Origin of the sequence: Siminovitchia fortis (assembly GCF_003605365.2) — a bacterium.
Taxonomy (GTDB): domain Bacteria; phylum Bacillota; class Bacilli; order Bacillales; family Bacillaceae_C; genus Siminovitchia; species Siminovitchia fortis.
The window spans coordinates 1-26028 of record NZ_QYTU02000026.1 but is presented as its reverse complement, the minus strand read 5'-3'; the positions used below and the strand labels follow the sequence as shown (position 1 = coordinate 26028).

General features: G+C 45.0%; 24 protein-coding genes. 22 read left to right on the top strand and 2 right to left on the bottom strand.

The window, feature by feature from the left end:
* The first annotated feature begins 60 nt into the window (after nt 1-60).
* Together D4N35_RS11985 and D4N35_RS11980 are read left to right on the top strand one after the other, a co-directional pair.
* Nucleotides 61-819 (top strand): enoyl-CoA hydratase/isomerase family protein, encoded by a 759-nt coding sequence (locus D4N35_RS11985; protein WP_120073899.1) that lies wholly within the window; start codon nt 61-63, stop codon nt 817-819.
* Nucleotides 820-893: 74 nt separating this feature from the next.
* Nucleotides 894-1460, top strand: coding sequence for an RsfA family transcriptional regulator (locus D4N35_RS11980; RefSeq protein ID WP_120073897.1), 567 nt, complete (start codon nt 894-896; stop codon nt 1458-1460).
* A 173-nt stretch (nt 1461-1633) separates the two neighbouring features.
* Here D4N35_RS11980 and D4N35_RS11975 read toward each other — a convergent pair whose 3' ends face one another.
* Together D4N35_RS11975 and D4N35_RS11970 are read right to left on the bottom strand one after the other, a co-directional pair.
* The gene (locus tag D4N35_RS11975) at nt 1634-2065 is read right to left on the bottom strand and encodes a DUF4064 domain-containing protein (protein ID WP_120073895.1); all 432 of its coding nucleotides are present in this window, start codon (nt 2063-2065) and stop codon (nt 1634-1636) included.
* A 66-nt stretch (nt 2066-2131) separates the two neighbouring features.
* Nucleotides 2132-2611, bottom strand: a complete 480-nt coding sequence (locus D4N35_RS11970) for an N-acetyltransferase (RefSeq protein ID WP_120073893.1) — start codon at nt 2609-2611, stop codon at nt 2132-2134.
* Nucleotides 2612-2778: 167 nt separating this feature from the next.
* On the opposite strand from D4N35_RS11970, the gene D4N35_RS11965 reads away from it, so the two are divergent.
* The 20 genes from D4N35_RS11965 to ftsZ all read left to right on the top strand — a co-directional run bounded on the left by D4N35_RS11965 (nt 2779) and on the right by ftsZ (nt 25782).
* On the top strand, nt 2779-2991 hold the full coding sequence (locus D4N35_RS11965) for an acetyl-CoA carboxylase biotin carboxyl carrier protein subunit (RefSeq protein WP_120073970.1): 213 nt from the start codon (nt 2779-2781) through the stop codon (nt 2989-2991).
* A gap of 25 nt (nt 2992-3016) precedes the next feature.
* A complete protein-coding gene (locus tag D4N35_RS11960) occupies nt 3017-4555 on the top strand; it encodes an acyl-CoA carboxylase subunit beta (RefSeq protein ID WP_120073891.1) in 1539 nt (512 codons plus the stop codon).
* Nucleotides 4556-4668: 113 nt separating this feature from the next.
* Complete coding sequence (locus D4N35_RS11955) at nt 4669-5562, top strand: 2-dehydropantoate 2-reductase (protein ID WP_120073889.1); 894 nt, start codon at nt 4669-4671, stop codon at nt 5560-5562.
* Nucleotides 5525-5968, top strand: a complete 444-nt coding sequence (locus D4N35_RS11950) for a DUF3397 domain-containing protein (protein ID WP_235870378.1) — start codon at nt 5525-5527, stop codon at nt 5966-5968. The genes D4N35_RS11955 and D4N35_RS11950 overlap by 38 nt, the downstream gene beginning before the upstream one ends.
* Before the next feature lie 90 nt (nt 5969-6058).
* The gene (gene bshC, locus D4N35_RS11945; RefSeq protein WP_120073885.1) at nt 6059-7687 is read left to right on the top strand and encodes a bacillithiol biosynthesis cysteine-adding enzyme BshC; all 1629 of its coding nucleotides are present in this window, start codon (nt 6059-6061) and stop codon (nt 7685-7687) included.
* A gap of 141 nt (nt 7688-7828) precedes the next feature.
* Nucleotides 7829-8260: a division/cell wall cluster transcriptional repressor MraZ gene (gene mraZ, locus D4N35_RS11940; RefSeq protein WP_120073883.1), complete on the top strand. Its 432-nt coding sequence runs from the start codon at nt 7829-7831 to the stop codon at nt 8258-8260.
* Between the two features lie 45 nt (nt 8261-8305).
* The gene (gene rsmH / locus D4N35_RS11935; RefSeq protein ID WP_120073881.1) at nt 8306-9238 is read left to right on the top strand and encodes a 16S rRNA (cytosine(1402)-N(4))-methyltransferase RsmH; all 933 of its coding nucleotides are present in this window, start codon (nt 8306-8308) and stop codon (nt 9236-9238) included.
* Nucleotides 9239-9271: 33 nt separating this feature from the next.
* Nucleotides 9272-9628, top strand: a complete 357-nt coding sequence (gene ftsL / locus D4N35_RS11930) for a cell division protein FtsL (RefSeq protein ID WP_120073879.1) — start codon at nt 9272-9274, stop codon at nt 9626-9628.
* On the top strand, nt 9603-11834 hold the full coding sequence (locus D4N35_RS11925) for a penicillin-binding protein (protein ID WP_120073877.1): 2232 nt from the start codon (nt 9603-9605) through the stop codon (nt 11832-11834). The genes ftsL and D4N35_RS11925 overlap by 26 nt, the downstream gene beginning before the upstream one ends.
* 82 nt (nt 11835-11916) lie before the next feature.
* Nucleotides 11917-13830 carry a stage V sporulation protein D gene (locus D4N35_RS11920; protein WP_120073875.1) on the top strand — a complete coding sequence of 638 codons (1914 nt, stop codon included), beginning with the start codon at nt 11917-11919 and terminating at the stop codon, nt 13828-13830.
* 351 nt (nt 13831-14181) lie between these two features.
* The gene (locus D4N35_RS11915) at nt 14182-15642 is read left to right on the top strand and encodes a UDP-N-acetylmuramoyl-L-alanyl-D-glutamate--2,6-diaminopimelate ligase (RefSeq protein ID WP_120073967.1); all 1461 of its coding nucleotides are present in this window, start codon (nt 14182-14184) and stop codon (nt 15640-15642) included.
* On the top strand, nt 15636-16076 hold the full coding sequence (locus D4N35_RS11910) for a hypothetical protein (protein WP_120073873.1): 441 nt from the start codon (nt 15636-15638) through the stop codon (nt 16074-16076). Before D4N35_RS11915 ends, D4N35_RS11910 begins: the two co-directional genes overlap by 7 nt.
* 2 nt (nt 16077-16078) lie before the next feature.
* Entirely contained in the window at nt 16079-17053 is a 975-nt protein-coding gene (mraY, locus tag D4N35_RS11905) for a phospho-N-acetylmuramoyl-pentapeptide-transferase (RefSeq protein WP_120073871.1), read from the top strand.
* A 1-nt stretch (nt 17054) separates the two neighbouring features.
* Nucleotides 17055-18416, top strand: coding sequence for a UDP-N-acetylmuramoyl-L-alanine--D-glutamate ligase (murD, locus tag D4N35_RS11900; protein ID WP_120073869.1), 1362 nt, complete (start codon nt 17055-17057; stop codon nt 18414-18416).
* Nucleotides 18417-18465: 49 nt separating this feature from the next.
* Nucleotides 18466-19566, top strand: coding sequence for a stage V sporulation protein E (spoVE, locus tag D4N35_RS11895; RefSeq protein ID WP_120073866.1), 1101 nt, complete (start codon nt 18466-18468; stop codon nt 19564-19566).
* A 148-nt stretch (nt 19567-19714) separates the two neighbouring features.
* Nucleotides 19715-20818: an undecaprenyldiphospho-muramoylpentapeptide beta-N-acetylglucosaminyltransferase gene (gene murG, locus D4N35_RS11890; RefSeq protein ID WP_120073864.1), complete on the top strand. Its 1104-nt coding sequence runs from the start codon at nt 19715-19717 to the stop codon at nt 20816-20818.
* 13 nt (nt 20819-20831) lie between these two features.
* Nucleotides 20832-21752, top strand: coding sequence for a UDP-N-acetylmuramate dehydrogenase (murB, locus tag D4N35_RS11885; protein WP_120073862.1), 921 nt, complete (start codon nt 20832-20834; stop codon nt 21750-21752).
* 424 nt (nt 21753-22176) lie between these two features.
* Nucleotides 22177-22932 carry a cell division protein FtsQ/DivIB gene (locus D4N35_RS11880; RefSeq protein ID WP_120073965.1) on the top strand — a complete coding sequence of 252 codons (756 nt, stop codon included), beginning with the start codon at nt 22177-22179 and terminating at the stop codon, nt 22930-22932.
* A 383-nt stretch (nt 22933-23315) separates the two neighbouring features.
* A complete protein-coding gene (gene ftsA, locus D4N35_RS11875) occupies nt 23316-24608 on the top strand; it encodes a cell division protein FtsA (RefSeq protein ID WP_120073860.1) in 1293 nt (430 codons plus the stop codon).
* A 37-nt stretch (nt 24609-24645) separates the two neighbouring features.
* Entirely contained in the window at nt 24646-25782 is a 1137-nt protein-coding gene (gene ftsZ, locus D4N35_RS11870) for a cell division protein FtsZ (protein ID WP_120073858.1), read from the top strand.
* Nucleotides 25783-26028 lie beyond the last annotated feature (246 nt).

Genomic DNA, 26028 nt, shown 5'->3' with positions numbered 1-26028 from the left:
CGCTTTTCTTATTTTCTATGGTATGTATGTGATATAAGAGAAAAAATCAGGGGGATAAAGGTGAAAGCATATTCTTCTACAGTATACACGAATGGTTTGCTTGTTTGGAAAATCAAACGTCCCGCAAAAAGGAATGCCATTAATTTTGAGGTAATGGACGGGCTGGAGCTGATGCTTGATGAGGTGGAAAGAGATCCCTTAATAAAGGCGGTGGCCATTACAGGTGAAGGAGAATATTCCTTTTGCTCGGGCGGAGATGTAGCAGAGTTCCACAATCTAAAAACAGAGGAGCAAGCCTATGCCATGTTGTCCAGAATGGGCAATTTGTTATACCGGCTTGCGGTTCTGCCCAAACCCACCGTTGCTGCCTTAAACGGATCGGCTGTGGGAGGCGGGTGTGAACTGGCTGCTGCCTGTGATATGAGGATAGCCAAAGCAGGTACGAAAGCCGGTTTCATTCAGGCGAACCTTGCCATTACTACAGGGTGGGGAGGAGCGAGCCTCCTTTATGAAAGGATGAACGCATCACTCGCTTTTAAGCTTTTGACAGAGGGGCGGGTATTGTCTGTACAAGAACTACTTAAATACGGATTCATAAACGAAATTTATGAAGGCAATACACTTAGTGCATTGAAGAAGTTCACGGAACATATTCTTTCAAAAGAAGCAAGTGTGTTAAATTCGTATAAAGAGGCAATGATTGAAAAAGTTACAGCAGGCAATTTAAAGGAACGGATGGACCAAGAAATCAGACGCTGTGCAGTACTTTGGGCAAAAGAAGAGCATCACCAGGCAGTTTCCCGGTTTCTGAAACGATAAATATCATTTCCCCGTTAGTCTATCTTTTCTATTACGTGCATATGTATGTGTTAAAAAAGTCAGGAGTGATTTGATTGGCGACTGGAAGACAGGATGCATGGACTGCCGAGGAAGATAGACTACTTGCTGAATTGGTCCTTTCACATATAAGGGAAGGAAGCACTCAACTGAAGGCATTCAAAGAGGCCGGGGCAAAATTGGCGAGGACTGCCGCGGCCTGCGGATTCCGTTGGAATTCCTATGTAAGGAAGGCATATCAAAATGAGATTTTGCTTGCAAAAAAAGAGAGAAAACACGCTCAAAAAAGCAGCACAACACCGTCAATGCATGAAAAAAATGAAAGCGAAGCCAGCCGCGAAAAGGAGGATTCACATTTATCCATCCGGGATGTAATAAGTTATTTAAATGGCCTGCAGGAAAATCAGGAAGCGAGTATTCAATCATACAGTGCATTGAAAGAGGAAAATCAGAGGTTAAGGCAGAAAATCGAGGAATTTAGCGGGAAAATGGAAGAGATGCAAAAAGAATATGGGAATCTGAAAGCGGAGTACTCCACATTGCTCACAATCTTGGATAAGGCACGAAAACTGGCGGCCAAGGAAGCTGGATATGAAACTACAGGAAAGGCGGATGGCACCTGAACTGTGCCCTGCTGATCTTGGCTTAACCCTGCCTTAAGCGCTTATAATTCCCAGAACAAAGGCGTTGGAGCCGGACGTAGCACAAAAAGATAATGAGTTATCTACAACTTAAGCGCTTTATAATTTCCTAACAATAAAAAAGCCGGGCCGATCGTTGATCGGCCCGGTGGCTGCTAGTAAGGCGGTTCTGGTTCGGGCGGAGCCTTGCGGACAAAAGCCATTATTCCGGCTATCAAATAAAGAAGTGCCGGTACAAATCCCAATCCGATGGAAATGATACCTGTCAACAAAGCACCTATGATGAACATCCATCCGGCTAATTTCGGCTTTTTATTTCCTTTTATGCTTATTACCCCAATCAGTCCCAGAACGATGCCGATAATGGATGCGATTACTACGGCCCATCCATAGCTTCCCAATCCTTCCATCAACATGTTGATATCTCCGGGGCTGAGATCAAGGTCCGGATCAGCAGCCATTCCCTCTTCCATTATTGATTTAACTTCATCAGATTTGGCCCATATTAAAACCATGCCGAACAACGACATCAGTGCGCTTGAAATGATGCCGATGATTCCAAGGACAAGTTCCCCTGTACGTTTCAAATAAAAACCTCCTATAGCTGTAAAAGTATACTAAAGTGTACGGGACAGGAACATATTTGGTTTCATTTATTCATTATTTTTTTGTTCAGTTACGCCTTCAGGATACCAGACAAGCGGATTTTCGCCCAGATCCCTTTCGACATCGTATTTGACGTTTTGAAACCCCATTTTTTCAAAAAATGGCCGGGAGTTTAAACGCGGGTTTGTCTTAATAGGCATATTAAAGCTTTTTGCATAATCGACAAGCTTCTTACCATACCCTTTTCCTTGAAAGCCCGGGAGGACCTCCAGTTTCCACAGCTCAAGATAATCCTGCGGCGGATCAAAATATTTGTCAAATTTAGCTTCCCTTTTGTACAGGCTCATGCGTGCTGCAAGTTTATCCCCGAAATAGATCCCGTAAAACGGAGAGTCCAGATCATCCTCCACGATGTTTTCCTGCAAATCCTCGAGCATGGAAAGTTCCTGGGCTCCATATTCCTTGAATTTTTTAAATTCCTCCATCGTTTTGTAGTTGATTCTAAGTTTTTTTACTTCCTCCGGCATGCTTTCATCCCCTTGTTGTAAATAATTTTCATTTTAATTATGTAATTTAAATCTAATTATATACCAAACTCCGAAAAATTTCAGATATAATGGAAAAGAGGAAGCGGTTACATCACTTGTGATGTCCGTGTCTTAGGTTTTGAAAAAAAGGAGACGGAGGAATGGAGATGAAAGAAATTCAGGCGACCATGGCAGGCACAGTTTGGAAAATTGAAGTCGGCGCCGGAGAAGATGTATCTCCGGGCCAAACAGTATTGATCTTGGAATCAATGAAAATGGAAATTCCAATCGAAAGTCCGGAAGCCGGTAAAATAACAAAAGTGAACGTCTCTTCCGGTGACTTTGTTAATGAAGGGGATATTCTTTTTATTATGGAATAATAGGCATTAAGGAGAGATTTTCATTATGGCTGATAAGACAGACAAAGATATTTTGCTTGAGAGAAAGAAAGCGGTCCAGGCAGGAGGCAGCCAAAAATATCATGAAAAATTAAAGCAGCAAAATAAAATGTTTGTAAGGGACCGGCTGTCCATCCTTTTTGATGAAGGGCGATATGAAGAAGACGGATTGTTTGCCAATTATCAGGCGGGGGATTTGCCGGCTGACGGTGTGGTCACAGCAATCGGCAAGGTGAACGGGCAAACCGTCTCGGTGATTGCCAATGACTCAACAGTCAAGGCAGGCTCGTGGGGCGCCAAGACAGTTGAAAAAATAATCAGGATGCAGGAAACTGCGGAAAAGTTAAAAGTTCCTTTGCTTTACTTGGTTGATTCTGCCGGAGCCAGGATAACGGATCAGCTGGAAATGTTTCCTAACCGGAGGGGTGCCGGAAGAATTTTTCACAATCAGGTGAAATTGTCAGGCATGGTTCCGCAGGTTTGCATTCTTTTCGGGCCATCTGCTGCAGGGGGTGCCTATATCCCCGCGTTTTGCGATATTGTCATCATGGTAGACAAGAATGCTTCTATGTACTTGGGATCTCCAAGAATGGCTGAAAAAGTCATTGGCGAGAAAGTGACCCTCGAAGAAATGGGCGGTGCGAGAATGCACTGCTCCGTCAGCGGCTGCGGAGATATTTTGGCCCAGTCGGAAGAGGAAGCCATAGCAGCAGCCAAGAAATATTTAACCTATTTTCCAGCCAATTTTACAGAAAAGCCCAAGGAGTATGAAGGAAAAGGCCCTAAAGAGGGAAGAGGGCTTGAAGAGATCATCCCCAAAAACCAAAATGCGCCTTTTGACATGTATGAGGCAATAGATGCCATCATTGATGAAGGCAGCTTCTTTGAAATCAAGAAACTTTTTGCTTCAGAACTCATTACCGGTTTTGCAAGAATCGGCGGTCAGACGGCAGGCATCATTGCAAATCAGCCCAAAGTGAAAGGCGGAGTCCTGTTTGTTGATTCTGCTGATAAAGGGGCCAAATTTATCCAGCTTTGCGATGCCTACCATATTCCGTTGCTATTTTTGGCTGACGTCCCAGGCTTCATGATCGGGACAAAGGTTGAAAGGGCAGGGATTATCAGGCACGGGGCCAAATTCATTGCAGCAATGAGCTCTGCCACTGTGCCAAAAATATCCGTCATCGTCCGCAAAGCATATGGGGCAGGGCTTTACGCCATGGCAGGACCTGCTTTTGAGCCTGATGTATGCATAGCCCTTCCAACAGCACAAATTGCAGTTATGGGGCCGGAGGCGGCGGTGAACGCAGTATATTCAAATAAAATCGAGGCTATCGAAGATCCCGAAGAACGCCGGACGTTCGTTTTTGAAAAACAGGAAGAATATAAGGAACATATTGATATATATAAGCTTGCGTCTGAATTGATCGTGGATGAAATAACCGAGCCGGCAGATTTGCGGAGAACGCTGATTGACCGGTTCAATTTATACAAGACAAAAGATGTTGTATTCAGTACAAGGAAGCACCCTGTATATCCTGTTTGAATAAAAGTTCCTCTTTTTTTCGAAAGAGGAACTTTTTATTGGAAAAGGAATAGGCTGGAGAACGTTCATTTGCTAAAATAATAGTAAGTTTAATTAAGTAATTGGGTGATTGGATGCGAGTAGGTATAATTGGCGGAGGTTCCATCGGTTTACTATTCGGAGCGTATTTGGGACAGAGCCATGAGGTAACCGTTTTTACAAGGAGAGAGGAACAGGCACAGAAAATCAGGGATATGGGAATCAGTCTCTTTTTTCAGGAAGCAGAGGAAAAAGTGATTGAAACGGATGCCGCAATCGGAGAATCAGGAATTTCAGATCAGGATATTCTGATCATTGCTGTGAAGCAGTATGATTTATCACATTTAATGTCTATGCTTAGGTCCATTCCAAAGGAAATTCCGTTATGCTTCATCCAAAACGGAATGGGGCATCTGGAGTTTTTGAACACACTGCCGCAGGAGGAAATCCTGGTCGCGGCTGTAGAGCATGGTGCCAAGCGATTGGATGACCGGACCGTCTCTCATAATGGAGCCGGGCAAACGAACGTGTCTGTTTACAAAGGGAACTATGATATGGAAGAAAGGTTTCCGAAAAGTTCCGATCCAAGATTTCCGGTTTGCTTTCATGATGATTATCGGACTACATTGATCAATAAGCTGATGGCAAATGCGTTGATCAATCCGCTGACTGTGATTTTTCAGGTAAAGAACGGAAGGCTTGTTGATAATCCGTATTATTATGAGTTATTAAAACTAATGTTTGAAGAAATTTATTCGATTTTCCCCTTGGGCAATAAGGAAGAATTATTTAATAGCATCGTCGGTATCTGCAAAAATACTAAACAGAACACCTCATCCATGTTAAAGGATATCCAGGAAGGCAGAAAAACTGAAATAGATGCCATATTAGGATACATTCTCAAAATTGCGGAAAAAAAAGGGGCCAAGCTTAAGGCAGTTCAGATGGCTTATGTCATGGTCAAAGGAATCGAACAGGAGAGGAGATGAGCAATCAAAGGTGGGGACTCTTTTTTCATCAGCAGCAGCTTTATTCATCACGCTGCCGCTCCTTTTTTATATATTGATATTCACAGTCGTCAAACAATTAACAAAAAATCACCGGAAAGCGCTCAATGCCGCCATTTATTCGACTACATTCGTGTTGATTGTCTCGGTGCATTTTTTAATCATGACCATATGGGAAAGCTCCTATTTGTTTATCATCATCTTATTCATGCTTGTCACGGCCGTGTTCTTCACTTTCCTGCATTGGAAAACAAGGGAAGAGATCATTTACCGGAAAGTGTTTGCAGGTTACCTGCGGCTCAACTTTCTCATGTTCTCGGTCTTTTACATCGGCCTTCTTTTATTTGGAATTATAACGAGAGCAAAAAGCTTGATTTTCAGTGTCTAGCATGAAGCCTTTAAGCAGGAAAATGTCATTTCTTCATATAGTTTGCTATACTTCATGTGATTGAAACAGTTGGAGAAAGGAAGTACATAGATGGAATTGGAAAATGCTGCCGTACCGGCAACGAATCGCTTTGCTTCGCTATACATTAAAAATATGGAATCTGTAAAAGATTTCTTCCAATATAATATAAAAGAAGAAACAGTTTTCCGGCAGCGATATGATGATTTGATGAAACGCCAATTTAACCGGGAAGGCATTGCAGAATGCATCGATCATTATATGAAAAAATTTCCAACTTCTGCCGCCGTTAAGCGTTCACTTGAATATTTCAGGGACCGCCGGTCGGTTGCAGTGATCGGCGGACAGCAGGCCGGGTTACTGACAGGGCCTTTATACACAATACATAAAATCATTTCGATCATAAAGTTGGCTGAACAGCAGGAAAGGGATTTGGGGCAGCCTGTCATTCCGATTTTTTGGATTGCAGGTGAAGATCATGATTATTTGGAGATTAACCATATATTTGCCCCGGGGAAAGAGAATTTTAAAAAGAAAAATTATAATGAAGCTTTCGCAGGGAAAATGATGGCTTCCCATATGAAGTTCGATAAAGAGAAGATGCAAGCATGGACCCGCCAAATCTTTTCATATTTTGGCGACCGTTCCCATACAAAGGATATGCTTGCTGTCATTGATGAAGCGATCTCAAATACAAGGACCTTTACCGAATTTTTTTCATATTTGATCATGTATTTCTTCAAAGATTACGGCCTGCTGCTCATTGACTCTGCGGACCCAATGCTCCGGCAGCTTGAAAAGCCATTTTTCTCCAGCCTCATCAATAATAGACAAATGATCACCGATTCCGTACTGAACCAGCAGGAAAAAAAACAGGGCATGGGTTTTTCAAAAGCAATTGAAATCGACGGCTATGCCGCGAATCTCTTTTATTATCATGAAAATGAACGGGATCTGCTGGAGTTTGATCCGGAAGAAAAAGTATTTGTCAGCAAAACAAACGAATTGCGATTTACCGAGGGGGAGCTCTTTGAATTGCTTGAATCATATCCTGAACGGTTCAGTAATAATGTGGTGACACGCCCCCTCATGCAGGAGTGGCTGTTTCCCACACTGGCATTTATTGCGGGGCCGGGGGAAATCGCATACTGGGGAGAGCTGCTTCCCGCATTTCAGGCAATGGGGAGCCAGATGCCGCCCATTGTTCCAAGGCTGAATATCACGCTCCTTGATAAGACAACGGACCGGAACCTGGATGAATTGAATTTGTCCGTTGCAGAGGTGTTGGAAAAAGGAACAGCCGACGACCGAAGCCGTTTTATGTCTTCCATTAAAGATGACGGGTTTGAGTCACTGATCCAGGGTACGAAAGAGGTATTGGCTGGACAATATAAGAAAATCATTGCAAGAATAAATGAAATTGACCGGGGGCATGTTCAGCTGGCGGAAACTAACTTGGCCATGCAAATCAGGCAATTGGAATTTTTGCAAAGAAAAGTGGAAGACAGTATGACAAAGAAGCACAGTGCTGTGCTAGAAAAATATCATCGTGTTGAGCAGATGCTCAAACCCGACGGCCAGCCTCAGGAAAGAATCTGGAACATCTTTTATTATCTCAATGAATACGGAAAAAATTTTATCGATGAACTGTTAAACTTGCCATATGAATTTGACGGCAGACATAAAATTATAAGGATATAAATGGAAAAAAGCCGCTTCCTCGGGAGCAGGCTTTTTTTTTATCGAAAAGCAAAGATAAAAACCCGGGAAAATAGATTAAAAAAGTGTGGTGGCAAGTGGGGGATTGTGGTACAGTAATTATAGAAAGTGGGGGCAATGTCCATGTTCATGGGTGAATACCAGCATAACATTGATGCAAAAGGCCGTCTGATCGTGCCTGCCAAATATAGGGAGCACTTGGGGGATTCATTCGTCGTTACCCGGGGGCTGGATCAATGTTTGTTTGGTTACCCGATGGAAGAATGGAAAAAGATCGAAGAAAAATTAAAAGCCCTTCCACTGACCAAGAAAGACGCACGTGCTTTTACCCGGTTTTTTTTCTCGGGAGCCGTGGAATGTGAACTGGACAAGCAGGGCAGGGTCAATTTGCCCGCTTCGCTTCTTGGCTATGCGAAACTGGAAAAAGAATGTGTCATTTTAGGGGTATCCAGCCGTTTTGAGATTTGGAGCAAAGATTTATGGGAAGACTATTCTTTAGCATCTGAAGAATCTTTTGCAGAAATAGCCGAGAATATGATTGACTTCGACATTTAAACGTCGCGTAAGCTTGTTGAATGATTTGGATGGTGAATTGTAAAATTGTTTTCCCATACGACAGTATTGTTACAAGAGACAGTTGATGGACTGAAAATAAAGCCAAACGGTACATATGTCGATTGCACACTGGGCGGTGCAGGACACAGCTCATACCTTTTGTCCCAAATATCAGGCGGCGGAAAGCTGATCGCCTTTGATCAGGATGAGACGGCTATTGCGAATGCAGAAAAAAAGCTCGCAGATTACAGAGACAAATTGATATTGGTAAAAAGCAATTTTAAGGATCTGGCTGCTGAATTGGAGAAGTTGGGCATAACCCATGTGGATGGAATTCTTTATGATCTGGGAGTCTCCTCACCGCAGCTGGATACTCCCGAACGGGGTTTCAGTTATCACCATGATGCACCATTAGATATGAGGATGGACTTGGACGGGGAGATCTCGGCCTATGATGTCGTGAACGAATGGCCATATGAAGATTTGGTACGGATTTTCTTTCGGTACGGGGAAGAAAAGTTTTCGAAGCAAGTGGCGAGGAATATCGAGTCGGCAAGAAGGAAACAGCCTATTAAGACAACAGGCGAGCTGGTTGATATTATCAAAGAGAGCATTCCGGCACCGGCGCGAAGAAAAGGCGGCCATCCGGCCAAAAGGATTTTTCAGGCCATACGGATCGCCGTCAATGATGAATTGAAAGCTTTTGAAGATTCATTGAAACAGGCTATTCGTCTTTTAAATCCCGGTGGAAGGATCAGCGTAATTACATTCCATTCACTGGAAGACCGGATTTGCAAACATGTATTCAAAGAAGCGAGCGAAGGTCCTGATCTTCCGCCGGGATTGCCGGTCATTCCTGAAGAGTACAAGCCTGTACTGAAACTGGTAAATAGAAAGCCGATTGTTCCAACAGAGGCTGAGTTGGAAGCCAATAATCGTTCGAGATCAGCGAAATTACGAATAGCAGAAAAATTATAGACCTAAAAAACAGATAGAAATGGGGGAAAACTAATGAGCAACTTGGCACGCCAACTTCAACAAAATAATAGTGCCCAGCAAAAGGAAGTCCAAATAACAAAAGTCCAGCGGCATGTTAAAATAAGCCCGGGGGAAAAAGTGTTGTATTTGCTTCTCGCTGCATTTATAATTTTTATGGCAGTGAAAATTGTCACGGTTCAGGCGGCGGTCTACGAAGTGAATAAAGATGTACAGGAAATGGAAAGAACCATACAGAAACATGAGAAAGTCAACGATGACCTGGCGATGCAAGTTGACGAGCTCAGCAGATACGAGCGGGTTTGGAAGAAAGCCAAAGAACTGGGGCTGAACCTGAACGAGAATAATGTTAAGGTTGTTGAGAATAAATGAATGTTCAAAAAAAAATAGAAACATAGGAGCGGCGCTGTTATTTTTTATATTCGGGCTGCTTTTTTTTGTCTTGGCAGTACGTTTCATAACAATCCAGTATACCGGTGAGGTGAAGGGGCAGGCGCTGGCTGCAAAAGCCTCGCAAATGTATTTGAGGACCGATGTGTTAAAAGCCAAGAGAGGGACCATTTATGACCGAGAAGGTGAGGTGATCGCCGAAGATTCAGCATCTTACACACTCATCGCTGTATTGGATGAGACGGTTACTGCGGACCCGGAGCACCCTAACCATGTAGTGGATCCGGAGAAAACAGCCAGGGAACTCTCTGAACATATTCCACTCAGTGAGCAGGAAATCTATGAGCTGCTGACAAAGAAAGAGCGGAAGCAGGTCGAATTTGGCCCGGCAGGAAGAGATCTTTCCCACCGGGTGAAAGAAGAAATTGAAAAGCTGAAATTGCCGGGCATAGGGTTCATCAAAGATACAAAACGCTTTTATCCGAACGGCATCTTCGCTTCCCATTTGATTGGCTATGCCCAAAGAGAGCAGGCTGACGGGAAACCTTCAGAAATTGTCGGGAAAGCGGGATTGGAACAAAGCTATAATAAAATGCTTACAGGCAAGGATGGTTCCCTTACATACAAGGGAGATGTCTGGAACTATATTTTGCCTAACTCCAAAAAACAGATCAAAGAGCCGAAAAACGGCAATGACATTTATTTGACTATTGATAAAAAAATCCAGACGTTTCTTGAAGATGCGATGAATAAGGTGGATCGGAAATATTCACCTGACAGGATCCTTGCAGTTGTCGCCGATCCGAAGACGGGAGCAATCCTAGGTATGGGACAGCGCCCCACCTATCACCCTGTCACCCGGGAGGGAATAGAAAAAACATGGCATAACGAAGTGGTCGAAAGCTCCTTTGAACCAGGATCGACAATGAAAATATTTTCATTGGCAGCATCCGTTGAAGAAGGGGTCTTCAATCCGAATGCGACATTCCCTTCCGGAAAATATTATATAAACAAGAAGCAGCCGCCGATCAAAGATCATAACCAAGGACGCGGCTGGGGCCCTATCACTTACCTGGAAGGGGTCCAGCGCTCCTCAAACGTCGGATTTGCATACCTTTTGGAAAAAATGGGCACAGATACTTGGCGGGAGTATATGGACAAATTTAAATTCGGCCAAAAAACGGGTATTGCCCTTCCGAATGAAGCAAGCGGAAAAATTTTGTATGATTGGCCGATTGAAAAAGTGACAAGCGTATTTGGGCAGGGGACGACAGTGACATCCATGCAGATGATTCAAGCCGCTTCAGCAATCGCCAATGACGGTAAGATGATGAAACCGTATGTGGTCGATAAAATTGTGGATCCGGCTACCGGGGATGTCACCGAAACAAAGCCCGAAGTGAGCGGACAGCCGCTGAGCCCAAAAAGTGCCAAAGAAGTGAGGGATATTCTAGAAACTGTCATAACATCGGATAACGGTACCGGAAATCAATTCTACCAGCTCGATGGATATTCCGTGGCAGGGAAAACCGGAACTGCACAAATAGCTGCTCCAGGAGGCGGGTATTTGCAGGGAAGGGAGAACTATATCTTTTCTTTTTTGGGAATGGCTCCGAAAGACAATCCTAAACTGCTTATGTATGTGGTTGTAGAAAAGCCGAAACTTAAGCAGGATGAAAATGGAGCATTGCCCGTTTCGGAAATATTCAAGCCGGTGATGAAAAGCAGTCTCCAGTATTTGAACATCGAGCCCGAAAAGAAAAAAGAGGCTGTCATCATAGAATTGCCGGATTTGACCGAAATGAATGCTCGGCAGGCATCAGCACATTTAAAAGAAAAGGGCCTTGTGCCAGTGCTTCTTGGCAGTGGAGAAAAGGTTCTTGCCCATTCTCCCAAACATGGCGATACAGTCATAGAAGGGGAAAGGGTGATCATTAAGACGGACGGAAAGCTTTCAATTCCGGATATGGCAGGATGGTCGAAAAGAGACGTTCTCAAGGTGGCCAAACTGGCGGAATTAAAGGTGAATATGGTTGGAAACGGCTATTTGACAAAGCAAAACATAAAGCCTAAATCCCAGGTTTCACCCGGTGACCAGCTTGTAGCCAATTTTGCGTCCCAAGCTGATATTATGGAAAAAAAGAAATCCGAAAATGACAAGACTGATGAAGAAGCGCCGCTGGACTGATCCGGCGGCGGATTGGCGATTGGTCTAATTGAGCAGGACAAGACATATAGTTGAACGAGCCGTAAAAAGAGGAGGGCCTTTTGTGAAGCGGGTTTCAACTGTAACAGTGAGAAAAAGACTGTCCTATTTCCTGCTGATTGGACTTATCGTTTTTTTAATCATCGATGTAAGGCTGGGATATGTACAATTCGTATTGGGTGATGACTTATCGGGCCGTGCCCGTGACTCATGGAGCAGAAATATCCCTTTTGAACCGGAAAGGGGAAAGATTACCGACCGCAACGGTGTACCGATTGCCGAAAATAAAAGCGCCCCGACTGTATATATTATACCGAGGCAAATTGAAAATCCGACTGCTGCCGCCGAAAGCCTGGCTCCGGTCCTGAATGTATCAAAAGATAAATTGTACAAACGCATGACAGCAAATTCCTCCATCGAGCGTATCCCTGAAGGAAGAAAAATTTCCTATGAGAAAGCCCGGGAAGTAAGGGCACTGGATATAAAAGGTGTTTACATTGCCGAAGATTCAAAGCGCCACTATCCGTTCGGACGCTATTTATCCCATGTGCTGGGATTTACAGGCATAGATAATCAGGGATTGATGGGCCTTGAGCTCTATTATGATAAAGAGCTGCGGGGCAAAAGGGGCTCTGTTCAATTCTTTTCCGATGCCAAAGGAAGAAGGATGCCGGATATGTCGGATGATTTTGAGGCACCGGTTGACGGATATGATTTGAAATTAACAATTGATACGAGAATCCAAACGATTATGGAAAGAGAATTGGATAACGCAGAAGCCCAGTTTAAGCCGGACGGAATTGTGGCAATAGCCATGGATCCGGACAACGGGGAAATTTTGGCCATGTCGAGCAGGCCCTCGTTTGATCCTGCGGACTTCCGCGATGTGCCCCAGGAAATTTACAATCGGAATTTACCGATCTGGAGCACCTATGAACCGGGGTCCACTTTTAAGATCATCACCCTTGCCGCGGCACTCGAAGAGGGACTTGTCGACCTGGAGCATGACCACTTTTATGACCGCGGTTCGGTGAAAGTCGGCGGAGCCAATCTCAGGTGCTGGAAAAAAGGGGGGCATGGCAGCCAAAGCTTTTTGGAAGTTGTCCAAAATTCATGCAACCCGGGATTTGTTGAACTGGGAGACCGGCTGGGCAAAGAAAAGCTTTTTCAATATATAAAAGGATTCGGTTTCGGGCAAAAGACAGGCATTGACCTGGCGGGAGAGGGAACGGGCATATTATTTAAAATGGACCAGGTGGGTCCGGTCGAACAGGCAACAACCGCTTTCGGGCAGGGAGTGTCAGTCACGCCCATCCAGCAGGTTGCCGCGGTGGCTGCTGCGGTGAATGGCGGGACTTTATACCAGCCGTATATTGCGAAAGAATTGGTTGATCCCATCACAGGGACAGTTGCCATGAGGAAGACTCCTGTGGCTAAAAGGCGGGTCATATCCGAAAAGACATCCAAAGAAATCCGCCATGCCCTTGAAAGTGTCGTTGCCCAAGGTACGGGGAGGAATGCTTTTATAGATACCTACCGGGTCGGGGGCAAGACGGGAACCGCCCAAAAAGCCAAAGACGGAAGGTATCTTGAGAACAATCATATCGTTTCTTTCATCGGTTTTGCGCCTGCGGATGATCCCCAGCTTGTCGTATACGCAGCAGTGGACAATCCAAAAGGAACAATTCAATTTGGAGGAACTGTTGCAGCACCTATCGTAGGGAAAATCATGGAGGACTCATTGCGTGCCCTTGATGTCAAACCAAGAAAAAATCAGATCGAAAAAAAGACAAACTGGCTTGATCCGAAGATGGTCACTGTCCCGGACCTGAAAGGATTCACAAGGAAAGAACTGCTTCAGCAAATGTTGGATCTGAAGCTTGAAGTCAGCGGTGATGGAACGAAAGTTGTCCAGCAGGCTCCCGATCCGGGAGTAAAGGTCGAAGAGGGATCAGTTATAAGGGTTTATATGAAATAATGAAATCCGCCTGTTTAAATAGGGTATTAAAATGGAAAAAACGAGTCGATCAAAAATCTACCCTAGACTTAAGGGTAGATTTTTCAGATTAAAAAAATTCGGGAACTTATTTCCGGAATGGCATAAGATGATAACGGCGCTTTTTTTAAAAAATATGAAAATAAATCATTCGAAAATATATTGATTTCACTTTCCATACGCTTGTCCGTCGCGGTATATTATGAATGCCGGATGTGGTAAAATGATTGCAAATAAAGTCGGGAGGCCTTTCCCGTTTGAAATTTTTTGAATTTCCGGCCTGGCAATTACATTGCCGAACCGGATTTCAATGATATAGAAAGGATCGTAAGGATGAATCTGCATACACTTTTAAAAGCTTTGCCGCTGGTAAAGCCTGATTTGGAAAATCCGGAAATCACTGCAATTGTAAATGATCATAGAAAAGTAGAGCCGGGCTCGATGTTCATCTGTATTAAAGGACATCATGCCGACGGTCATGATTTTGCAAAGGAAGCGGCCGATATGGGAGCGGCGGCCATAATATCCGAAAGGGCCCTGCCCCTTTCCGTACCGGTAATCGTTGTCAATGATACGAAACATGCGATGGCGGTTTTGGCCGATGCATTTTACGGTCATCCGACCGGAAAGCTTCGCCTGGTCGGCATCACCGGCACAAATGGGAAGACGACGACAAGCTTCATGATCGAAGAGATTTTTAGGGAAGCAGGCTTTAAGGCAGGCCTGATTGGAACGATCAGCATGAAAATCGGAAACAGGATAATAGAGACAAAGAACACGACTCCCGACACGATCGTTCTTCAGGAAACCTTTGCCGAAATGGTCAGTGAAGGTGTTGACGCCGCAGTCATGGAGGTTTCTTCGCATGCGCTTGTACAGGGAAGGGTAGACGGATGTGACTTTGATGTGGCTGTCTTTACCAATCTGTCACAGGATCATTTGGATTATCACAAGACGATGGAAGAGTACAAGAAGGCAAAGGGGCTTCTGTTTACAAGGCTCGGAAATACATACACGAAGCCTAAATTTGCCGTCATCAATGCAGATGACCCGGCAGGGAAGCAGTATATTGCCGATACGTCTGCGCATGTTGTCACATACGGAATTGATTATCGCGCAGACTTTATGGCTGAAAATATCGTTATGGAAAGAAACGGTACATCATTTACACTGATTTCTCCTGAAGGAAAAAATAAAGTCTCTTTGAAATTAATGGGCAAATTCAGCGTCTATAATACACTTGCCGCAATAGCAGCCGCATATGTTTCAAATGTCCCGCTTGAAACCATCATTCGTACGGTGGAGTCTGTCCAAGGAGTTCCCGGACGTTTTGAAGGCGTAGATGAGGGGCAGGATTTCTCCGTTATCGTCGACTATGCCCACACACCCGACAGTTTGGAAAATGTGTTGAAGACGATAAGGGAATTTGCCGGAAAACGAATTTTTGCCGTTGTCGGATGCGGCGGAGACAGGGACAGGACAAAGCGGCCGCTCATGGCCGAAGCAGCTTGCAAATATGCAACCGATCCGATTTTCACTTCCGACAATCCCCGTACGGAGGACCCGATTGCCATTTTAAAAGATATGGAAAAGGGCGTCGAGGGAAAGCAATATCAAGTCATCCCAGACCGGAAAGAAGCCATTACTGCAGCTATCCATGCTGCCCGGGAAGGGGACGTAGTGTTAATAGCAGGGAAGGGGCACGAGACGTATCAAATCATCGGGGACAAAGTGTTTGATTTTGATGACCGCCTCGTTGCGAGCAATGCCATTAAGGAGTTAAGAACATGTTGACATATGAAGATGTTGAAAAGATCATACCTGAGACAAAAGGTGTCAAAAATGCCGCCATTTCTTTTGGCTGCATCGCTTTCGCCAGCAATGAAGAACAGCCAAAAGGCTTATTTGTACAAACCGGACAGGATGAAGATCTTCAGGCGGCCATTTCCAACGGAGCAGTGGCTGCCGTCTGGCCTTCTGAAAAAGAACTGCCTTTTTACACGCCAAATCATTTCCCGGTCTTTCTTGCACAAGAAGGACCGTTGTCTGCTGTCCTCCAGATTCTAGAAAACTACAGCCGCAAAATGGGCATCGAAAAGACAGATAATAAGACGCGGGTCATTTTGCCTGAATCAGATGGAAGCGCAGTTCCGGATGATTTCATTGAAACAACGAGACAATTGATTCATTCTGGCGAAAATTGCGTTGACGGGAACGGGGTGAGGTAAAGATGATGGAAAAAGTCGTTTTATTTACAATCATCATGGCTTTTCTTATTACCGTCTTATTATCTCCCCTTTTCATCCCTTTTTTAAGAAGGCTGAAATTTGGCCAAAGCATTCGTGACGAGGGACCGGAATCGCATCAAAAGAAAAGCGGCACTCCGACAATGGGAGGCATTTTGATCATCATATCCATCATTGCCACAACACTGGTCATGACCGGAAAGTATACAGAACCGGGTTCTGATACATATTTGCTCATTTTGGTCACATTTGGCTACGGCCTGCTTGGCTTTTTGGATGATTTCATTAAGATCGCCCTTAAGCGTAATCTTGGGCTGACATCCAAGCAAAAACTGCTTGGCCAGGTCATCATTGCTCTTGTATTTTATTTTGTATTGAAGTCAATTGGTTTTTCTACAGCCATTAAAATCCCGTTGACGGAATTCTCTCTTGAACTTGGGCCTTTGTACGCCTTTTTTATTGTATTTTGGCTTGTAGGATTCTCCAATGCTGTCAATTTGACTGACGGCCTCGATGGGCTTGTCTCCGGCACAGCCGCCATCGCCTTTGGGGCATTCGCCATTTTGGCCTGGAGCCAGTCGCAGTATGAAGTGGCAGTGTTTTCGGTTGCTGTTGTGGGAGCAGTATTGGGATTCCTTGTCTTTAATGCGCATCCCGCCAAAGTGTTTATGGGAGATACCGGCTCTCTCGCTCTGGGAGGAGCGATTGCTGCTGTAGCCATTTTGACCAAGACAGAAATCATCTTATTGGTGATCGGCGGCATTTTCGTCATTGAAACTTTGTCTGTCATATTGCAGGTGATCTCTTTTAAGCTAACAGGCAAGCGGATTTTTAGAATGAGTCCGCTGCATCATCATTATGAGCTGGTCGGATGGTCAGAGTGGCGGGTGGTCGCCACGTTTTGGGCTGTCGGTCTGCTTTTTGCCATTTTAGGAATTTACATAGAGGTGTGGGTGTGAATTGAAGAATATTACGGACTACCAGCATAAAAAAATACTCGTGCTAGGATTAGCGAAAAGCGGCATTGCAGCTGCAACCCTTTTACATAAGCTGGGGGCTTTTGTCACCGTCAATGATCAAAAACCTTTCGAGGAAAATCCTGCGGCGCAAGGCCTTCTTGAAAAAGGCATTACGGTCATTTGCGGCAGCCATCCGCCCGAATTGCTTGATGAAGGATTCGAATTGATCGTTAAAAATCCGGGCATCCCTTATACAAACCCGCTAGTTTCAAAGGCGATGGAAATGAAGATCCCGGTCATTACGGAGATCGAGCTCGCCTACCGCGTGTCAGAAGCCGGCATCATCGGCATTACCGGATCGAATGGAAAGACGACAACGACGACGCTTATTTTCAACATGCTTGAAGAAGATTCCCGGCACCCATTGATTGCAGGGAATATCGGGACAGTGGCGTCGGAAGTGGCCATGAGGGCGACCCGTGAAAATCAGATGGTTGTGGAATTATCTTCTTTTCAATTGATGGGTGTGGATCAGTTCAGGCCGCATATTGCCGTCATCACGAATTTGTATGAAGCGCATCTTGATTATCATCAGACGAAAGAAAATTATGCGAGGGCCAAAGCGAATATTACACTGAACCAGACTGAGGATGATTTCTTGATCGTCAATGCCGATCAGGAAGAGCTGCTGGAACTCGTTCGTTTCTCCAAGGCCGCGCTCATTCCTTTTTCAACAAAACGCTATCTGGAAAAAGGCGTTTCCATCAGGGAAGGGAAAATCGTTTATTTCGGTGAAGAGGTCATTGACCTTGAAGAGATCCTCCTTCCGGGAAAGCATAATCAGGAAAATATTTTGGCGGCCATAGCAGCGGTGAAACTCCTCGGTGTCGGCAACGGCGCGATTAAACGGGTGCTGACATCGTTCCAAGGGGTGGAGCACAGAACCCAGCTCATTTCGGAAATTAACGGAAGAAAGTTTTATAATGATTCCAAGGCCACAAACATACTGGCAACGAAAAGTGCTTTGCAGGCTTTCCGGGAGCCTGTCGTACTGCTTGCCGGCGGATTGGACAGGGGGAATGGATTTTCAGAGCTTGTTCCGTATTTATCCGGCGTCAAGGCGCTGATTTTATTCGGTGAAACAGCGGGTAAATTGGAAGAAGCAGGCAGAGAAGCGGGAATACAATCCATTTATCACGTCGATAATGTGGAAGAGGCTGTTCCGCTTTCATATAAAATTTCAGAACCCGGCGATATTGTTTTATTGTCCCCGGCATGCGCAAGCTGGGATCAGTATAGGACATTTGAAATACGGGGTAATATTTTCGCCCAAGCCGTGCATAAACTGAAGGAGAGCCAATAAAAGGTGTATGGAACAGGCTTAATTACAGTGGAGGCAGAGGTGCTGACTGTTGCCCTTGAAAAAATCTACACCCGACTTTATTTTAATCATTGTCACAATGACATTGCTGGCCATCGGGCTTATCATGGTATACAGCGCCAGCGCCGTATGGGCAGATTATAAATTCAATGACTCCTTTTTCTTTGCAAAAAGACAGCTTCTATTTGCAGGACTGGGCTTTGCCGCCATGTTTTTAATGATGAGCATTGATTATTGGTCTTGGCGCAAATGGGCCAAGCCCATATTGATCATCTGTTTCATATTATTGCTGGTGGTCTTGATTCCAGGTATCGGAATGGAAAGAAACGGTTCCCGGAGCTGGATCGGAGTAGGGGCGTTTTCCGTACAGCCGTCCGAGTTCATCAAGCTTGCACTGATCGCTTTTTTGGCGAAGTTCCTCTCAGAAAAGCAAAGGTATATTACTACGGTAAAAAAGGGCCTGGCGCCCTCCTTATCATTGGTGTTTCTTGCATTCGGGCTGATCATGCTGCAGCCCGATCTCGGGACGGGAACAGTGATGGTCGGTACTTGCTTCGTGATGCTTTTTATAGCCGGTGCCCGGATTTTTCATTTTGCCATTTTGGGATTGGCCGGGCTTGCCGGCTTTGTCGGCCTGATTTTATCCGCACCTTACCGGATGGCCAGGATCACCTCGTTTCTCGATCCGTGGCAGGATCCGCTAAACAGCGGCTTTCAAATTATCCAGTCGTTATACGCGATCGGGCCGGGCGGATTATTCGGATTGGGGCTTGGTGAAAGCAGGCAGAAATTCTTTTATTTGCCCGAGCCGCAGACCGATTTCATTTTTGCCATCCTGTCGGAGGAGCTTGGCTTTATTGGGGGAAGTCTTGTCATACTGCTGTTTGCCCTTCTGCTGTGGCGCGGGATAAAAATTGCCCTTGGGGCGCCTGACCTATATGGCAGTTTCCTGGCAGTGGGAATCATTTCCATGATTGCCATCCAGGTGATGATCAACATTGGAGTGGTGACAGGATTAATGCCTGTAACTGGAATTACACTCCCGTTTTTAAGCTACGGAGGATCATCATTGACCATCATGCTGATGGCAGTGGGTGTACTGCTGAATATAAGCCGCTATGCGCGTGTCTGAAAAGAAACTCAATATCATTTGGGTTTCTTTTTTATTTCAAAATAACAACAATCTGCACTGAACACATTTTTCTTGTATAAAATATAGTAAAATAAGATAATTAAGGAGTTTGGTCTATTAATTAGATTACACTAACTGAGGTGTTATCATGAAAATCATTGTCAGCGGCGGGGGTACCGGAGGACATGTCTATCCGGCGCTAGCTTTGATCCGCACAATCAAAGAGAAGCATCCGGATACAACGTTTCTATATATCGGAACAGAAAAAGGATTGGAAGCGAATATTATCCGAAGAGAGAATTTACCTTTTGAAACAGTGGAAATTACCGGCTTTAAAAGGTCGCTTTCCTTTGAAAATATTAAAACGATCATCCGGTTTTTTAAGGGCGTCAGACGGAGCAAACAAATCATTAAGGAATTTAAGCCGGATGTGGTAATTGGAACCGGAGGCTACGTTTCCGCTCCCGTCGTATATGCAGCAGCAAAAAAGAAGGTCCCGGCAGTTATTCACGAACAAAACAGTGTACCGGGACTAACAAATAAATTTTTAAGCAGATATGTCCAAAAAGTAGCCATCTGTTTTGAATCTGCCAAGGAGTTTTTCCCTGCTCAAAAAGTCATACTCACAGGAAATCCGCGCGCTTCGGAAGTGGCCGGAAAAGAAGGCCGCGGTGAATTGGCCAGGCTGGGCTTAAAGGAAAATATTCCTACAGCCCTTATAACGGGAGGAAGCAGAGGCGCGAGGCCGATCAATGAAGCTGTAATAAAGTCATTGGCACAGCTTGCCAATAAACCGTACCAAGTTTTATACATAACCGGAGAGGTTCATTTCGATGATGTAAAGAAAGAAGTGGCGCTGATCGGAGACTCTCCGAATGTAGCGGTCGTTCCATTTATTCATAATATGGAAGAAGTGCTTGCAGAGATAGATGTTGTTGTAGGAAGGGCTGGAGCTACGTCGCTTGCGGAGATCACGGCGCTTGGGCTTCCGTCAATACTTATTCCGAGTCCGTACGTAACGAACAATCATCAGGAAAAGAATGCTTCGGTGCTTACGTCTGCAGGTGCAGCCATCATGCTGCCGGAAAAGGATTTGTCCGGCCAAAAGCTGATTGCCGCGCTTGATGATATCCTTTTGGATGATAAAAAAAGGAAAAACATGGGCGAGGCTTCGATGAAACTGGGGATGCCCGATGCATCAGACCGGTTATATAATGTACTTTTAGACATGATTGAACGCGGCAGGAATTGAAAGGGGCATGAAAATGAAAAAGATTATTGAGGAACTGCGTGCCAACGGTGTTGGAAAGGTAAAGGAAAATGAACCGCTATCCAATCATACAACGATAAAAGTTGGAGGGCCGGCGGAAATTTTTGTAGAGCCTGATTCTATAGATAAATTATTAAAGACAATGGATATTGTCCAGAAATATCAATTGCCTTGGAGGGTGATCGGCCGAGGGTCCAATCTTCTCGTATCTGATGAAGGAATTGCGGGAGTGGTCATCAAACTTGGAAAAGGCATTGACCATCTTGAAATAGATGGAACAAAAGTCCGGGTCGGTGCAGGGTATTCCTTCATCGTTCTGGCCAACGCCTTGGGGAGAAAAGGATTAAGCGGCTTTGAGTTTGCAGGCGGTATACCGGGATCCGTCGGAGGCGCCGTATATATGAATGCCGGTGCACACGGCTCTGATATTTCAAAGATATTGGAAAAAGCGCGGGTACTGTTCCCGGATGGGACTGTGGAATGGCTGACCAATGAAGAAATGGAATATTCATACCGGACTTCTGTTCTTCAAAAGAAGCGCCCGGGAATTGTTCTGGAGGCTGTATTTGACCTTGAGGAAGGAGACCGCGAGGTGATTGCGGCTGAAATGAAAAAGCACCGGACCTACCGCCGCGATACCCAGCCTGTTAAACCTTGCTGCGGCAGTGTATTTCGCAATCCGCTGCCGGAGCATGCAGGAAAGCTGATCCAGGACGCCAGCCTGAAGGGATATTCCATTGGCGGGGCACAAATATCCGAGCTCCACGGAAACTTTATCGTCAATAACGGATCGGCAAAAGCAGCGGATGTTTTGGCGCTGATCAGACATATGAAAGAAACGGTTCTGGAAAGAAACGGCATTGAAATGCATACAGAAGTCGAGATAGTAGAAAGAAAAGCAAAGGGCGACGCTTAGCGACGTACAGACTGAGCGAAAAGCGGAAGGCGGCTGCCTAGGGGCGACAAGCGCTGGAGGGCCAGCCAGTGAAGTCGTTCTTTGACTTCATTGGTTGGACCGAAGCGACCTCGAGCCCCTGCCGTCTGTAGCTAGACTGGACGACTCCTGACGAGATAAAGGAAACACGGCGAAGCCAAAAGCGAGACGATGTTGACTTATCGTAGGAAAGCTGCTGACTTCAATAACATCGTGTAAAACTTCCTCGAGTAAACTTCAAGCAGCTTTACGACAAGGTAACATAGCTTCTCGAATATACTATACCTTGGAGCACCTAGAGGAGGAAGTCTGCTAGTCGCTAGAGCCCGGAGCTGGACATTTGAAAAACGCAAGCGCCTGTTTATCGATGAAAAGTCCGGAGAAAATTGGAGAAGGGGGGAAAGCCGTGAATCAAAGGAAAGTTTTATCCCTGGAAGACAGGATTCCCAAAATAAAAGAACATAGAAAGCGGAAAGCGAACAGGCGGCTTATTTTCCTCATTTCCTTGTTTTTTCTCCTGATCATGCTAGTGATTTATTTTCAATCCCCTTTAAGCCATGTGAACGAGATTACAGTTCAAGGCAATGAATCGGTCCCGGATCAATTAATAATTGACAAAAGCGGTCTTAAGAAGGGGGCCAACATTTGGAAATTGGACAAAAAGAAAGTGATCCAAAAGCTGGAGAACCATGAGGAAGTGAAACATGCAAAAGTCAAAATCGGTTTTCCCAATACCGTGAAATTGCAAATTCAGGAATATGAGACTATTGCTTACGTCTCCACAGGAACGGATTTTCATCCGATACTGGAGAACGGGCTGATTGTAAAAAATAGCCTAGAAGGCGCAGTGCCGGTCAATGCGCCAATATTATCCAATTTCAATGAAGATGAGATTTTGGAAAATATGGCAAGGGAATTGAAGGAACTGCCTCCGGAAATTGTAAATATTATCTCTGAAGTCCATTATACACCGAAAAATACGGACAAGTACCACATCACTCTTTTTATGAATGACGGATTCGAAGTGAGTGCAACCATTTTGACTTTCTCAGAAAAGATGGTGCATTACCCGTCTATCGTCAGCCAGCTGGACCCAAAGGTCAAAGGTGTCATAGATATGGAAGTCGGTTCATTCTTCAAAGCATATGAAACCAAAGAATAGAAAGGGGCAGGGAAGCCGCAAGAATTCTTATTCAATTTTGGTGACAAAGTTCTACATGATTTTATTATAATTGCCCGATAATATTTTCCTTATCGCAAGTTTGGCTTTTCTAGGGCGCAATCTTAGTGTAGACTTATATTTAGTGGCTGTTTTTTTACAGCCTCTTTAAAAAATATAGCGTAAAACATAGAATATTGTGGAATGAAGAGGCCGGCGGCGGAGAAAATTAACGAATGAAACTCACAAATAATTCGATAGATTAAAAGGAAATTACCTGAATTTGCCGAATACATAAAAGTAATTGCCATGTCAAGGATGATTATTTATGAAATTTCGATATATCAAGTTCAGTATAAAGAGAGAGTTGAAGGAGGTGCCGCGGAATGAACAATAGCGAGATGTATGTGAGTCTCGATATAGGAACATCCACCGTAAAGGTGATCATAGGTTCCATGGGCAGCGATTCCTTGGACGTAATTGGAGTTGGAAATGTAAGTGCCAAAGGAATTCGGAAAGGTTCCATAGTTGATATAGATGAAACGGTTCATTCGATTAAAAGTGCGGTCGAGCAGGCAGAGAGAATGATTGGAATGAAAATCAATGACGTGATTGTCGGGATTGCCGGCAACCATGTCGCTTTACAGCCTTGCCATGGAGTGGTGGCCGTATCAAGCCAAAATCGGGAAATTACGAATGACGATGTAGCCAGGGTAATGGATGCGGCACAAGTCATTTCCATCCCGCCGGAAAGAGAAATCATCAATGTAATCCCGCGGCAATTTATTGTTGACGGATTGGATGAAATTACTGATCCCCGCGGAATGATTGGGGTCAGGCTTGAAATGGAAGGAACTATCATCACCGGGGCCAAGACCATTTTACATAATACGCTGCGCTGTGTTGAACGGGCAGGATTGAGTATTACCGATATTGTGCTTCAACCGCTTGCAGCGGCTGCAGCAGCCCTTTCAAAGGATGAGCAGCAGCTTGGTACTGCATTAATTGATATGGGTGGCGGATCAACAACGCTCTCTATATTCGAAAACGGCAGCATCAAGGATGTGAGTGTCATCCCGGTAGGCGGTGAACATATTACAAAAGACCTTTCTATCGGCCTCAGGACAGCTACGGAAGATGCAGAGAAAATCAAGATTACATATGGACATGCATTTTATGATCATGCTTCGGAAGATGAAGTTTTCAGTGTGCCCATAATTGGCAGTGACCAGCATCAGCAATTCAATCAATTGGAGCTCTCGGATATCATTGAAGCCAGGATGGAAGAGATTTTTGAATTGGTCCAGAATGAATTGAAAAGAATGGGAATCACTGACCTTCCGGGAGGCTTTGTGTTGACCGGGGGCTCGGCAAACATGTCCGGTGTCGTTGAGCTCGCACAAATGATTTTCCAAAGCCGGGTCAGGGTAGCCATCCCGGATTATATCGGTGTCCGTGAGCCTCAGTATACGACTGCTGTAGGATTAATCAAGTATTCCTACCAGAATGCCAGATTGCAAGGGAGAAGCGTTAGCGCGTCCCCGGTCCATGTAACAGATGAACACGATCACGGGGCAGCTCCAGACGCACACCAGTCGGGAAGGCAAAAGCCTGAAAAAGACCCGGATAAGAAAATATCCACTAAAGTTAAAAAGTTTTTTGGCTACTTTTTCGAATAGGCCATCCGGTTGAATAAAACGAACAGGAGGACATATCATGTTGGATTTCGATACGAGTGTTGATTCTTTGGCAACTATAAAGGTAATCGGAGTTGGCGGCGGCGGAAACAATGCTGTTAACCGCATGATTGAACATGAAGTGCAGGGTGTTGAATTTATCGCTGTAAATACAGATGCCCAGGCTTTGAACTTATCCAAGGCTGAAATAAAAATGCAAATCGGCGCAAAGCTGACGAGAGGACTGGGAGCAGGTGCCAATCCCGAGGTCGGAAAAAAAGCTGCCGAAGAGAGCAAGGAACAAATTGAAGAGGCCCTAAAAGGAGCCGACATGGTTTTTGTCACGGCTGGAATGGGCGGAGGTACCGGAACGGGTGCTGCACCGGTGATTGCTCAAATCGCAAAGGACTTGGGGGCGCTGACGGTCGGAGTGGTAACAAGGCCGTTCACTTTTGAAGGACGAAAGCGTGCAACCCAGGCAAGCGGCGGAATTGAAGCCATGAAAGAGTCAGTTGATACGTTAATCGTCATTCCGAACGACAGGCTCTTGGAAATCGTTGATAAAAGCACACCGATGCTGGAAGCATTCAGGGAAGCTGACAACGTCTTAAGACAAGGTGTCCAGGGTATCTCCGACTTAATCGCCGTTCCGGGATTGATCAATCTGGATTTTGCCGATGTTAAAACAATCATGACCAATAAAGGTTCCGCTTTGATGGGAATCGGTGTGGCCACAGGAGAAAACAGGGCTGCCGAAGCTGCAAAGAAGGCCATCTCTTCCCCGCTGCTTGAAACTTCCATTGATGGGGCCCAAGGTGTCCTGATGAATATTACCGGTGGAACGAACTTGAGCCTTTATGAGGTTCAGGAAGCTGCTGATATTGTTGCAACAGCTTCCGATCAGGAAGTAAACATGATTTTCGGATCCGTTATTAACGATAACTTAAAGGACGAAATCGTGGTTACAGTCATTGCAACCGGATTTGATGAAGTCCAGGCGCAGCCTAAGCAGCAAACTCCATTGTTCGGCCAAGTGAGGACTCAGCAAAACCAGGTTCCGAACCGTGAGCAAAAAAGGGAAGAGGCGCAAGAACCGGCAAGAACCGGCCAACAGCAACCTCTTGAAGATACATTGGATATCCCGACATTTCTTAGAAATAGAAATAGAAGAAGATAATTTCGCATTTTTTAAACCAGGTGAATCCCACCTGGTTTTTTGTGGTATAGGAAATTATAAAGCGCTTAGGTTGTTGATAATTCATTATCTTTTTGTCCTGCGTCTGGCTCCGACGGACAGGAGGTCCTAGTGCCGCCGGCGCCACAGGACGTGGCGCTTTAAGGCGGCCAGCGCCTATCGACTAGCAGACTTCACGCTTCTTCCTACGATAAGTCAACATCGTTCCGCTACGCGTGTTGTCCGGCT

Excerpts from the sequence above, each read along its gene's own strand:
- D4N35_RS11970 (WP_120073893.1), bottom strand. The coding sequence starts at position 2,611 with ATGCCGGAGGAAGTAAAAAAACTTAGAATCAACTACAAAACGATGGAG.
- D4N35_RS11965 (WP_120073970.1), top strand. The coding sequence starts at position 2,779 with ATGAAAGAAATTCAGGCGACCATGGCAGGCACAGTTTGGAAAATTGAA.
- D4N35_RS11960 (WP_120073891.1), top strand. The coding sequence starts at position 3,017 with ATGGCTGATAAGACAGACAAAGATATTTTGCTTGAGAGAAAGAAAGCG.
- D4N35_RS11955 (WP_120073889.1), top strand. The coding sequence starts at position 4,669 with ATGCGAGTAGGTATAATTGGCGGAGGTTCCATCGGTTTACTATTCGGA.
- D4N35_RS11950 (WP_235870378.1), top strand. The coding sequence starts at position 5,525 with ATGTCATGGTCAAAGGAATCGAACAGGAGAGGAGATGAGCAATCAAAG.
- bshC (WP_120073885.1), top strand. The coding sequence starts at position 6,059 with ATGGAATTGGAAAATGCTGCCGTACCGGCAACGAATCGCTTTGCTTCG.
- mraZ (WP_120073883.1), top strand. The coding sequence starts at position 7,829 with ATGTTCATGGGTGAATACCAGCATAACATTGATGCAAAAGGCCGTCTG.
- ftsL (WP_120073879.1), top strand. The coding sequence starts at position 9,272 with ATGAGCAACTTGGCACGCCAACTTCAACAAAATAATAGTGCCCAGCAA.
- D4N35_RS11925 (WP_120073877.1), top strand. The coding sequence starts at position 9,603 with ATGTTAAGGTTGTTGAGAATAAATGAATGTTCAAAAAAAAATAGAAAC.
- D4N35_RS11915 (WP_120073967.1), top strand. The coding sequence starts at position 14,182 with ATGAATCTGCATACACTTTTAAAAGCTTTGCCGCTGGTAAAGCCTGAT.
- D4N35_RS11910 (WP_120073873.1), top strand. The coding sequence starts at position 15,636 with ATGTTGACATATGAAGATGTTGAAAAGATCATACCTGAGACAAAAGGT.
- mraY (WP_120073871.1), top strand. The coding sequence starts at position 16,079 with ATGATGGAAAAAGTCGTTTTATTTACAATCATCATGGCTTTTCTTATT.
- murG (WP_120073864.1), top strand. The coding sequence starts at position 19,715 with ATGAAAATCATTGTCAGCGGCGGGGGTACCGGAGGACATGTCTATCCG.
- murB (WP_120073862.1), top strand. The coding sequence starts at position 20,832 with ATGAAAAAGATTATTGAGGAACTGCGTGCCAACGGTGTTGGAAAGGTA.
- ftsA (WP_120073860.1), top strand. The coding sequence starts at position 23,316 with ATGAACAATAGCGAGATGTATGTGAGTCTCGATATAGGAACATCCACC.
- ftsZ (WP_120073858.1), top strand. The coding sequence starts at position 24,646 with ATGTTGGATTTCGATACGAGTGTTGATTCTTTGGCAACTATAAAGGTA.